The 13,535-nt window shown below is 34.5% G+C and carries 5 protein-coding genes and 1 pseudogene; all 6 read left to right on the top strand.

Annotated features, from left to right (window positions below; all coding sequences use genetic code 11):
* A partial coding sequence (locus tag Q4500_RS18415) for a gliding motility-associated C-terminal domain-containing protein (RefSeq protein ID WP_303601029.1) occupies window positions 1-483 on the top strand: 483 nt, incomplete at its 5' end.
* Between the two features lie 13 nt (window positions 484-496).
* On the top strand, window positions 497-1,450 hold the full coding sequence (locus Q4500_RS18410) for a type IX secretion system membrane protein PorP/SprF (RefSeq protein WP_303601028.1): 954 nt from the start codon (window positions 497-499) through the stop codon (window positions 1,448-1,450).
* A gap of 15 nt (window positions 1,451-1,465) precedes the next feature.
* The gene (locus Q4500_RS18405) at window positions 1,466-3,406 is read left to right on the top strand and encodes an OmpA family protein (protein WP_303601027.1); all 1,941 of its coding nucleotides are present in this window, start codon (window positions 1,466-1,468) and stop codon (window positions 3,404-3,406) included.
* Between the two features lie 223 nt (window positions 3,407-3,629).
* Window positions 3,630-7,637 (top strand): S-layer family protein, encoded by a 4,008-nt coding sequence (locus Q4500_RS18400; protein ID WP_303601026.1) that lies wholly within the window; start codon window positions 3,630-3,632, stop codon window positions 7,635-7,637.
* A 182-nt stretch (window positions 7,638-7,819) separates the two neighbouring features.
* The gene (locus Q4500_RS18395) at window positions 7,820-12,433 is read left to right on the top strand and encodes an FG-GAP-like repeat-containing protein (RefSeq protein ID WP_303601025.1); all 4,614 of its coding nucleotides are present in this window, start codon (window positions 7,820-7,822) and stop codon (window positions 12,431-12,433) included.
* A 410-nt stretch (window positions 12,434-12,843) separates the two neighbouring features.
* A pseudogene (locus tag Q4500_RS18390) lies at window positions 12,844-13,535 on the top strand (hypothetical protein); the annotation flags it as partial.

Below are 13,535 nucleotides of genomic sequence, written 5' to 3'. Positions count from 1 at the left end.
ATTAACGACGGTGATACACCTGATGACATTTCTGACGATACTATTACTTATACGCCAAACGATGGTTTTGAAGGAACGGAAACTTTCGAATATACGGTATGTGATACTATAGGCAATTGCGATACTGCAACAGTGGATATAATGGTAATAAATGATAATGTCACTGATCCTGAAGATAATGCCATTGAAGTAAATCAAATGGTGACTCCAAATGGTGATGGTAAAAATGAATTTTTATTCATTAGAGGTGTAGATAAAATTCGCAGCAGTACTTTAAAAATATTCAATAGATGGGGTGTTGCCGTTTATGAAGGTGAAAATTATAATAATCAAAATAATGTATTTGACGGTAGATCAAGAGGGAGGTCTACGTTAAGTACAGATGAATATCTACCTGCGGGAATATATTTCTATATATTTGATTATACTACCTTTGAAGGAGAAAACAAAGTTGATAGTGAATATCTGTATATTAGTAGATAATAGTTTATAAAATATGAATATTAAAAATAAGTTCTTAATCCTGTTTGGTGGTTTATTGCTCATGTTTGGTAACGTCGTTGCCCAACAAGATGCTCAATATACGCAGTACATGTTTAATACAATGAGTATTAATCCTGCATATGCTGGCTCACGGGGTCAGTTGAGTATTACAGGTTTACATAGGTCACAATGGGTAGGTTTGGAGGGAGCCCCTTCAACCCAGACATTTAATATTCAGTCTCCTATTAGAAATAGTAAACTAGGTTATGGATTTTCAATTGTTAATGATGAAATAGGTGAAGGTGCTGTTCAAGAAACTTATTTTGATGCACTTATTTCCTATACAATAGACGTTTCTGCCGAAGGTAAATTATCATTTGGATTAAAGGCAGGTGGTAATTTAATGAATTTAGACTTTAGTCAGCTTCGAAATTTTGATGATGAAGTTGTAAGAACTGATAATATTGAAAACAGGTTTTCACCTAATGTAGGTGTAGGTCTTTACTACCATTCAACTAAGTTTTATGCAGGTCTTTCTGCTCCGAATTTATTTGAAACGGAGCATTTTGATAGTTCCCAACGTGATGCGAATGATACTCAGTTTTTGTCTAAAGACAGAATAAATTTCTATTTAATTACAGGTTATGTGTTTGATTTGAATGGAAATTTAAAATTTAAACCAGCTTTATTGACTAAAGTTGTTGGCGGAGCTCCATTACAAGTTGATGTTTCAGCTAATTTTATGTTTAACGAGAAATTTACTTTCGGGGCAGCATACAGGTGGGATGCTGCAGCTAGTGCAATGGCTGGATTTCAAATTTCAGATCAATTCATGATTGGTTTAGCTTATGATAAAGAGACTACAGATTTAGGTGGTACACAATTTAACGATGGATCATTTGAAGTACTCTTAAGATATGAATTGGTAAAATCATTTCAAAAATTGGTTTCACCTCGTTTTTTCTAAATGGCAAATTTATATATGAAGTATACAGTAAAATTATTAATAGTATTCTTGTTATTTATTCATGGATTGGTTAATGCTCAAGAGCGACTAATACAAAAAGGTAATGAGAAGTTTGAATCCTATTCTTTTAGTCCTGCCATAGATATTTATAAAAAGGTATTGGATAAGGGATATGTGTCAGCAGATTTGCTAAGAAAATTAGGAAATTCTTACTATTACAATGCTGATTACAAAGAAGCTGCTGATACTTACAAACAACTCGTTGTAGATTATTCAGCAGATGTTACAGCAGAAGATTATTTTAAGTATGCTCAGTCGCTTAAAACAATAGGTGACTACGATACGTCTGATTTTGTAATGAACAAATTTATCGAGATTACTAAGGGTGATGGTCGAGCCAATGCATTTAATGATGACCGTAATTTCATGTCAGAAATTGAGAAAAATTCTGGCAGATATAATTTAGGTCCTTTCGAATATAATTCACCATATTCAGATTTCGCTCCTTCCTTTTATAAAGAGGGATTAATATTTTCTTCTGATAGAGATACGGGTAATTTTGCAAGATATCGTCATACTTGGAATGCAAAAGACTTTTTAGATTTATATGAAGTAAATTCAGATAGTTCATCTGTAGATAGTGTTAAAAAAATAGATGATAATATAAATACACGCTTTCACGAATCTACATCTGTAGTTACGAAAGATGGTCAGACAATGTATTTTACACGAAACAACTCTGAAAAGAGGAAAACTATAAAAGATGAAAAGGGTATTGTAAGGTTAAAGATTTTGAGAGCTGTATTAACAGATGAAGGTATTTGGGGAGAAGTTGAAGAGTTGCCTTTTAACAGTAATTCTTATTCTGTTGCTAATCCTGCTCTGAGTCCTGATGAAAAGACTTTGTACTTTGTCTCAGACATGCCAGGAACATTGGGCGAGTCCGATTTGTATATGGTTGCTATTAATGAAGATCGGTCATTTGGTGCCCCTCAAAATTTAGGGTCAAATATTAACACAGAAGCAAGAGAAACTTTCCCATACATAACAAGTGAAGAAATACTATATTTTTCATCAGATGGGCATCCAGGTCTAGGTGGTTTGGATGTTTTTGCAACTAAAATAAAAAGACAAGATTTTTCAGGTAAGGTTATAAATGTTGGAAAACCTGTAAATAGTAATAGTGACGATTTTACATTTATCTTTAATGAAGAATTAAGAACAGGTTACGTAGCATCAAATCGAGAAGAAGGTTTAGGCTATGATGATATATACAGTTTTACAGAAACAAGACCATTAGAATTTGACTGTATTCAAAAAATTAACGGTACTGTAAGAGATAAAATTTCTAATGAAGTTTTAGTTGGAGCAACAATTAAGGTCATAGATGAAAACAACGAAGAATTATTATCAACAATTACAGATTCTGATGGAAATTATAATTTGGAATTAGATTGTAATAAGGGAAATTTTGTCAGAGCTTTGATGGAAGGTTATGTACCTTTTGAAGAGTATATACGAGTATCTGATGGAAAACCAAAAATTATTGATTTCTATCTTGAAAGAGATAATATTACAGCTGGTTTTGGTGATGATTTAGCAAAACTTCTTCAGCTAAGTACCATATATTTTGACTTTGATAAATATAATATTAGAAAAGATTCTGAGGTAGAAATTGAAAAAGTAATTGCTGCACTTGAGAAATATCCCAGTTTAAAACTTAAGGTAAATGCACACACCGATAGCCGTGGTAAGGACTCTTATAACCTTTGGTTGTCTCAAAAAAGAGCGGAGGCTACAGTTAATTATATGGTTTCCCAGGGTATTTCCAAAGAGCGTTTAAATGGTGAAGGTTATGGAGAAACAAAATTGGTGAATCACTGCAAAAATGGAGCTAAATGTTCTAATGGTGAACACGAATTAAATAGAAGGTCGGAGTTTATTATATTACAATAGAATAATTTTTCTTAATAAGAAAAAAAAGTGGTTACTGTAAGTAGCCACTTTTTTTATGTTCTCTAATTTTTTCTTAGAATAAATACGAACCGTTATTATTGCTCTTTACAACCATAATTATGAGTTACACAACATTATTTATTTACGCTATCTAGTCTAGGTTATCTTTACTATTAAACAAAAAAAGAGAGTTTATCTATTTTTTTTGAAAGATGATAAGTATATGAAAACTTTTTTTAGAAGTATTTTTGTTATTCTATTATTGTGTTGTTTTAATTCTAAGTTACGCGCGCAATGTGCTGATACAGGAGCATATTCTGGTACTACAGTAACTCCGACTTCTACTTCTCAATTTACACCAAGTATTGAAGCAGAAGAGCATTTTTTTATGAATATTACCAATGGAGGAATTTATACAGTTAGTGTATGCGGCCTTGCTACTTGGGATACACAATTAACAATTAGAGATACTTCAGGAGGGTTTATTGCCTACAATGATGATTCATGTGGATTACAATCTGAAGTGTCATTTACTGCAACATATACAGGACAGGCTAAAATTAAATTAAATAGATTTGATTGTAGAGGTTCGGGAAGAAGGGTAAGTGCTTCAACGATAGAATATTATGAAACCATTTCAACTCCTCAATTAATAATTGATGATATCTCTGTTGATGAAGATGCAGGGACAATGCTATTTACAATAACGCATACAGGAACTAATACCTCCGGTGCATTTAATGCAGATTATGCTATAAATGCAGTGTCCGCAACAGAAGGTGTAGATTATACTACAGGTTCTGGGATTTATACGGGGACATTAAGTTTTAATGGTACAGCAGGAGATACGGATCAAATAACGGTTTTAATTACCGATGATTTTGATATTGAACCTAATGAGACATATGTAATTCAATTTACATCAGTAACAGATTCTTCTGTTGATATTACGGACACGGCAATCGGAACAATTAATAATGATGATGCAACCGCAGTAATACAAGCAGCAAATATATCTGTGGATGAAGATGCAGGTACGGCAACATTTACAGTTAATCATACTGGAGGTTCTAGACCATTAGCATTTACAGTTGATTATTTAATAACAGCAGGAACAGCAACAGAAGGAATAGATTACACAACAAGTTCGGGTATATATACTGGGACATTAAGTTTTAATGGTACAGCAGGAGATACGGATCAAATAACTGTTTTAATTACGGATGATACTGATTTTGAATCTTCGGAAACATTAACAATAAGCTTTAGCTCGGTAAGTGATGTTTCAGTTAATATTACCGACACTGCTGCAGCTACGATAAATGATAATGAGGTAATTTTACAAGACGTACCATTAGCTTTATATGATGATTTTCATGGTAATTACGATTATGTTGTAGCAGGAGGTTCTTTGCGTACACAGAGTAATACCGCTAATGCCTGTTCCATAAAAACATCTTCATCAGCAAATTTAACTTCAATCTTACCTGCTGCTGGTAAAACAGTAGAAAAGGCATATTTATATTGGTCACACTCAAATCCTACGATAGATCAAAACGTAACTTTTGAAGGGACCACAGTTACATCCGATTTAATCTATGGAGCTTCATTTTCAGGAGCCCAGTTTTATGGTTATATAGCAGATGTTACTGATATTGTAGCTGGGATAGCGAATCCATGGTCTAATAGCTATGATTTTTCGGGCTTAACTATAGATAATTCAAACACTTATTGTTCAAGTGCTGTGGTTTTAGGAACATGGTCTTTAATGATATTTTATGAGGATTTGTCGTTACCAGCTTCTACCATTAATTTATATTACGGTTTTGATGTCACTCAAAATAACGGAACTACATTTACTTTAGATAACTTTTATGCGATTAGCCCAACTGGTAGTAAAGCAACATTTTTATCTTATGAAGGTGATTTAACTTTAGATGGCACTTCTGGTACAAACAAAGAAGAATTATCTATTTTGCCAGAAGGAGCAGGGGCTCCAAGCATTCTCTCCGGGGATGGATTACAGACAGGAAACAACCCATATAACTCCACGATTTATGATGAAACTTCTGGTTATAATCAGACTGGGACTTATGGGTTAGATTTAGATACTTATGATATTTCTTCGTTTATAAGCTCTTTTGATACCCAAGTAACAGCCAATGTTGATATGGGACAAGATTTAGTAATATCAAGTGCAGTAGTACTTAGAGTGCCATCTAACCTTATTTCTGGTAATGTTTTTGAAGATATTAATTATCCTGGAGGAGCGGGCAGAAACCAAGTAGCTTCTTCTGGTGTAGGCATTGAAGATGTAATATTAGAGCTATATGATAATTCAGGTTCTTTGTATGACACCCAGTCAACAGATGCATCAGGAAATTATAATTTTGGTGGAATGCCAGATGGTACTTATAGCGTTAGGGTAATAAATTCTTCAGTAGAATCTACACGTGGTGGAGGTGCAACTTGTTCTAGTTGTTATGGAGTGCAAACTTTTAGAACTTCTTATAACGGGACTAGTATAAACGAGGTTTTTAACGAAATAGGTGGGGCTAATCCCGATCAAGAGGATTCTAATTTAGGGACTTTAATAGGTGCACAATCTGTTAGTACTGTTGTAATATCTAATGGAGGAATTGGAAATATAGATTTTGGTTTTAATTTTAATACCATTGTGAATACCAATGATGATGGGCAAGGCTCTTTAGAACAGTTTATTGTAAATGCTAATAATTTAGATGAAACTGGGTTAGACATAGAAGCTAATAGTATTTTTGACCCAGCTTCAGGAGAAGACACTTCTATTTTTATGATACCTCCAACAGGAGATATTCTGTTACGTATAGCAGATACAGGGTATACTAGTGGTTATTTCAATATTTTAATTCCCGATGGTAATCCTATTGCAACTATTGTTGGAGGTAATACGATAATAGATGGAAGAACACAGACCGCTTATTCCGGAGATACTAATACAGGAAATGTGGGTTCTGGAGGAAGTTTGGTTGGTAGATCAGGGATAGCTCTTCCAAATTTTAATCGACCAGAAATACAAGTACATAAGAATAATGGCGATGTTTTAAATGTAGAAGGTACTAATGTCGTACTACGGAATATCTCGGTGTATGCAGGAAACAATGCAGGTATTCGTATCCAAAATGGAAATGCAAGTGTTTTAGAATCTTTTTTAGGTGTTAATGCGTTAGGAAATAACGCAGGTAATATAGACTATGGTGTTGAAATAACAGGAGGAGATGTTGTTGTAGATGGGAATTATATTGCTACAAACGTAGATGCAGGGGTGTTTATAAATGGAGGGACATCTGTAATTATTCAAAATAACCATATATCATCTAATGGTAACGGGGCTTGCGATGATAATATTACAATTAATAATGGTACCGGAATAGTCATACAGCAAAATCTTATAGATGGTGCTGCTAGTCTAGGAATAGATGGAGACGGTATTACTGGGAATATATCTTTAATAGAAAATTCCATAACCACTTCAGGACAAAACGGAGGTTCTTGTAGCGGGAATATAGAGAATGCAGGGGTTTTATTAGATGGTAATAACTCCCTTATTTCTAACAATATAATTTTCAGTAATGCGGGTTCAGGTATAGTGTTAGCTGGAGGGAATACTTCAGGAAATCTAATCACGCAAAATTCTTTTTATTCAAACGGAACAGCAGGAGATGCACTTGGCATAGATTTAGACGCATCAGATTCCATTGGAGATGGTGTAACTTTAAATGAATTGAACGATGGGGATAATGGACCAAACGGACTATTAAATTTTCCATTAATATCCGATGTATTTATCTCAGGTTCAGAAATTATTGTAACAGGTTGGACAAGGCCAGGAGTTACGGTTGAGCTATTTTTAACAGATATAAGCCAAGGTTCTTCAGTAACAGGGGATAATCAATTGGGTCAATCTGTAGATTATGGAGAAGGACAAATTTATTTAGGATCTTTTATAGAGGGTAGCATTGCGGATTTAGATAGCAGCACATCTCTATATGCAGATGATGATGGTAATACCGATAATACGAATAAATTTAAAGTGAAAATAGCTATTCCTTCTAGTGTTAGCTCTGGAGATTTAATAACCGCAACGGCGACATTAAGTAATTCTACTTCTGAATTTTCTCCTTTTAGTATGGTAAGAAATTATACGGTTATAACTAATAGAAGAATAACATACCGTGTAAAGAAAGAGTAAAGATTTTTATTTGTAAAGTAAATCTTACATAAGTAAATTAATTTTTTATGAAGAATTATAAAACCTCCAATATATAAGTATTCACCTTACTTATAGGGGCTTACGCAACATTAATTCGAATTAGCAAAAGCCCTAATATATCTTTGTATTGTTCTCCCAACATATATTAAAGAAAAATCACCATGTTCAGAGGTATTATACCTAATTTAAATAAGGGAGCGTATATAATTATACTCCTTATAGCAATGCTTTTTTTTGATAGCATAAATGCGCAAACCACTTTTTCAGAAAGCGCATCTTCTTATGGCTTAGATTTAGGGCAAAATAAAGATGGAGGACATGCTTGGTCCGATTTTAATGACGATGGTTTACTAGATGTTTTAGTACTAGAAAATAATAATAACAGCTCTGTTAAAAGTTTTTTAATGCGTCAAGGTCCAGCAGGTACATTTACAAATGTACAAGCTAGTTTAGCTCCTGGAATGTTAGGCGATTATGCAGAAAGACAAGCAGCTTGGGGAGACATTAATGGTGATGGGAAACCAGACTTTATGATTAACTCTTCTGGTAATTCAAATTCTAGAAAAGCAATCCAAATTTTTATTCAAAATACAAACGGAACCTTTGGTGATGGTATTGGAGGTTCAGCACCTATAACTATTGGGAGAACAGGTGCAACTATTAATATTTCTGGGGTTAACTCAGAAGGTACTGGTTTCTTTGATTTTGAGGGCGATGGTGATTTAGATGTCTTTTTTGATAATCACGGTTCAGGAATAGAACTTTTAAGAAATAACTATATAGATCATACAACACACACAGTTGTTAATCCTGCACCTTCGGCGCTATTTACACATATAACCCCAGGTAGCGGTAATGGAGTGGTAGAGTACGGATTAAACCAATTTGCTACAGACGGAGATTATGGTTCAGCTGCGGATGTTAATGATGATGGTTGGGTAGATATTTTTATGCGTAAACGAAATGAGAATGATTTTTTCTTAAACCAAGGTGGGACTTTTACAAGTGGAGCAGATTTAGCGCAGGCAGCAAACAATAATAAAGGAGCTAATGGTCTTTGGGATTTAGATAATGATGGTGATCTAGATGCCGTTTGGACAGAAAATGGTTTAACACAAATATTTAGAAACGATGGACCAGGAGTTTGGACTCCATTGGGGGCAACAACTTTTCCGGGATTACCACAACCAAGTAATTTAGATAACGGGAGCTCATCAAATGATATTGATGGTCTTGCTGCTGGAGATATTGATAATGATGGTGATATCGATATTTTGTTTGTTGGTGATAGTAGAAGTTATCTTTTTATTAACCAATTAAATAGCCCTACACCAGCGCCAGGAGTTATTGGTAGTGGAGCAACGATGAGTTTTTCTTTGGATTCCGAAACATTTAATAATTCAAATGGTGAAGGAACAACGATGGTTGATATTGATGATGATGGAGATCTAGATATTTACATGAATATCAATGGTAGTTCAAATCAACTTTTTATAAACAACTTACCGGCAGCAAACAGAAATAATCATTTACTTATTGATGTAACAGAAGACCGTGGAGCTAATGGTTCTACAGGTGGGTTACCAGCAAGAGTTGCAATTGGTACCAACGTATTAATCAGAGATTGTACAGGTAATATAATTAGTGGTTTAAGACAGGTGAATGGGGTTTACGGTCATGGAACGCAAAGTCCAGAAGAAGTACATTTTGGCTTGCCGTTGGGAGAAAACGAGACCTATATTATAGAAGTGCGTTACCCTAATTTTTATGATTCTTCAGCACCTAGTGGTTACTCTAGATTAATATCTACTATTATAGCAACGCCCAGTACAATTCCAGGGACAAATCATTATGATTTGTCTACGACAGATGCGGAAATCGTAGAAAATTTAAATCATCCAAATGCAGAAGATGATTCAGTGGTAGTACCAAAGGGGAATACGGTTTCAGTGCAAATTAATTTGTTTGATAATGATTCGGAGCCAGATGGTGAAAATTTCTTTATTGAAAGTATTGTGCAGCCTGCTATTGGTAGTGTCGTTATTGATGATGCCGATTTAGGATTGGTAACCTATACGTATAGTGCAGGAGCAGTTTTTACAGGAACAAGTTTCGATTATACAATAACAGATTCAACAGTATCCATATGCCCGGCATTAGGTAAAAGTGATACGGCAACTGTATATATAGAAGAACCTTGCGCAGATTTAGCAGGAATAGATACCGATGGTGATGGTCTAAATGATGTTTGCGATTTAGATGATGATAATGATGGTATTTTAGATGTAGTTGAAAACCCAAGAACGGTACTTTGGGTTACTCAAAATTCTCCTAATACAGAGGAACAGAATACAATAGACAAATTAACTGCTTTAGGATATACCATAACAGTAGTAGATGATAATGTTGGGGGAAATGCAAATGATTATGCAGTTACCTTTTTATTTGAGCGTGTAAATAGTGGTACGGCTTATGCAAATGTTAGTAATTTAAACACAACAACTAGTGGAGTAATTACGAGTGAAAATGCGCTTTATGACGAAATAATTGGAACATCTGGATCCACGGGGAGTTCATCAACCAATTTTATAAATATTATCCAGAATACACATCCAATAACTACGGGATTATCTTTAGGGAATTATGATGTTGGTGATGCAGATTTTTATGTTAATGGGGTTGTTTCTGGAACTGAATTGGGTAGACATCCAAATGGGCAAAAAGATTTTGCAGTTTGGGAGCATGGAGATCCTTTGGATTCTGGGATAGCCACCGGTCGAAGAACCATATTGCCACTTACCAGAGGATTTAATACCGCAGGAGAAGATTTATTAGTAAAAGCTATTATATGGACTTCTCAAATAGATACAGATAAAGACGGAATTCCTAATTATTTAGATTTAGATAGTGATGGTGATGGAATTCCAGATAATGTAGAAGCGCAAACCACATTAGGTTATGTGATTTCTAATAAGGATTCAGCAGCAACATATGTATCAAACGATGGGGTAAACTCGGCTTATTTAGGAGGGCTTACACCAACAAATACAGATGGAGCGGATAATCCAGATTATATAGATTTAAATAGTGATAACGAAGGTCATAATGATACCACAGAGGCAGGTATAGCATTGGCAGGAGAAGATACAGATAATGATGGTCTAGATGATGCAATTGATACTGATTTAGTAGGGTATACAGACCCAGGAGGTACAATTGATAATCCTTTAACCCTCTCGCAATTATTATTAGATAATGACAATGATGCAGCAATAGGAGGCGATGTAGATTTTAGAGATGCTACGGATGATAGACCAGATAATGATAATGATAACATTGTAGATGCATTAGATTTAGATGATGATAATGATGGTATCTTAGATACAGATGAAGGCTGTGGAAACCTTATTATCAATGGTTCTTTTGAACAACAAGATTTTACAGATGCAATAGCTTTCTCAGGAGGATTTACAGATGCATCAGGAACATTTATAGGAACAACGTATAATACAAATACTTTAGCAGGCTGGACCTATACCCAAAACCAAGATGGTTGGGTAGGATCTCAAAGTCCTGGTTGGTCATCCAACACCTTTGCAGATAGCTATCATGGTAATCAGTACTTAGATGTTATGGGGAATAATAATGTTACTGGAGGTGTAAATAATGTTTTGTCTCAGCTAATGAATACTACTGTGGGTAATACTTATAAATTTTCATTCTTTTGGGGAGAAGATGTAGGACATTCTGCAGGTTCTCAGGTGACTTTAGATGTTAAAGTTTTAGACTCAGGTAATAATGTACTTATAAGTCAAACACTATTAAACAAAGCAGAGGGTGTTATTGCAGGAATAATGGGACCTAAAAAGTGGTTTTATTTTGAACGAACTTTTGTAGCTACAACCACACAAACAAGCGTATCATTTGAAGCAACCCCTAGTTATACTGCAGATGGAGCTGCCTTAGATTTTATAACTGTAGAAGATGTAAGTACTTGTCGAGACACAGATAATGATGGTACTCCAGATAGCATGGATTTGGATAGTGATAATGATGGTATTTATGATGTTATTGAGGCAGGTCATAACGTAACTCATACAAACGGAAAGTTAACAGGAACAGTTGGTTTAGATGGTGTTCCAAATAGCGTACAAGCGTCAGGTCAAGAAGATTCAGGTACTGTTAATTATACTTTATTAAACTCGGATATAGATTCTAACTATAATTTTATTGAAATAGATAGTGATGGTGATGGTTGCAACGATTCTGATGAAGCATATGGAGATGTGAACGCAGATATAGATAATAATGGAATGTATGGTTCAGGTTCACCAGTAGTAAATGCAGATGGTTCTGTAAGCGGAGCTTCGTATGCTTTACCAGCAGATGGAGATAACAATGGAATCTTCGATTTTTTGCAAGTAGCAGTTGCTCCGGTTATTACAGATCAACCACAAGATCAAACGGTATTAACAGGTGACGACGCTACTTTTTCAACGTCAGTTACAAATGCCAATTCATTTCAATGGCAAGTTAGTATTGATGGTGTAAGTTTTACTAATGTAGTAAACGATATAGATCATTCTGGAGCTCAAACAGCATCTTTGACAGTGTTGAATGTCCCAAAACAAAAAGAAGGATATTCGTATAGAGTATTGGTTTCAAATAGTAGTAATACGTGTACTGTAATAACTTCAAATGCTGCTTTACTTTCTATAAAAGTTAGAACTGTTATTACAAATAAACGAATTACATATCGTATTAAACCCAATTAAATATAGTTCGCCATTTTGAGTAGTTATAATACGAAAGTGTATGTTGTCTTTGGTATTAAATTATCAACGTAAGATTGAAAACACAAAAAAAACCAACATTTTAAAATGTTGGTTTTTTATATGTTTTATGAGATTATTTTATATATAATTTGAAAATTTTCTGGTTTTTTATAGTAGCAATAACTTCCTGTATAACAACGCATCTTCGACGAACAACAATCAAAAATTATAAATAACTAACAACCCCAAACCTCAACTTTATAAGACTATATAGCGTAAATGTCGGCTTACACAACATTTATTTTAGGGTGCAGTACTTATAATGAATATTTGTGTAATGTGAATACCAGTGATCCGTCTTGTACAAAATAGATAAGATACTTCTGGAGCGAACATTTTGAAAAACCTATATGACCAAAGAATTATTGAAGGTGGAATTGAATAATAAAAGTATGAAGAGTCAAACTACTACAACCCTAAGTAATACCATTAAATTTATAATGGTACTATTTACTTTACTAATATCAGGTTTCTCTATGGCACAGACAACTGTGACCCTAGAAGACCAATGTAATTGTGAAGTACTGCAGGGTACCGATGTATCAGCACCCGGGGTCGCAACTCCTGCAGGTGCAGATTTAGGAGATCTGTATGTTAATACAGATACAGGAACTATTTATTATTGGAATGGAACCACTTGGGAATTGACATCTACGGATGATCAGCAATTGCAAAATTTCACTTTTGATATATCTACGAATATTCTGTCATTAGAAATTGAAGATGGAAATATAGTTACTGCAGATTTATCGAGTTTGAATCTGGTAGAAACACTAACTACTATTATTGCCAATACCGACGGTACGTTCACATATACGGATGAAGATGGTGTTGATACGATCATCGATGTAACTGATTTGGAGACCTTAACGACCATCGCTTTAAATGCGGACAATACGAATATCGATTATACGGATGAAGACGGATTAGTAACACAATTAGATCTATCTGCAATCGTAGCGAACTTGGAAGCGTTGACTACTGTAGTAGCCAATACCGACGGTACGTTCACATATACGGATGAAGATGGTGTTGATACGAT

Source organism: Maribacter sp. 1_MG-2023 (genome assembly GCF_030547005.1).
Classification (GTDB): Bacteria; Bacteroidota; Bacteroidia; order Flavobacteriales; family Flavobacteriaceae; genus Maribacter.
The sequence above is the reverse complement of the archived record's forward strand: the minus strand, read 5'-3'. Positions and strand labels throughout refer to the sequence as shown.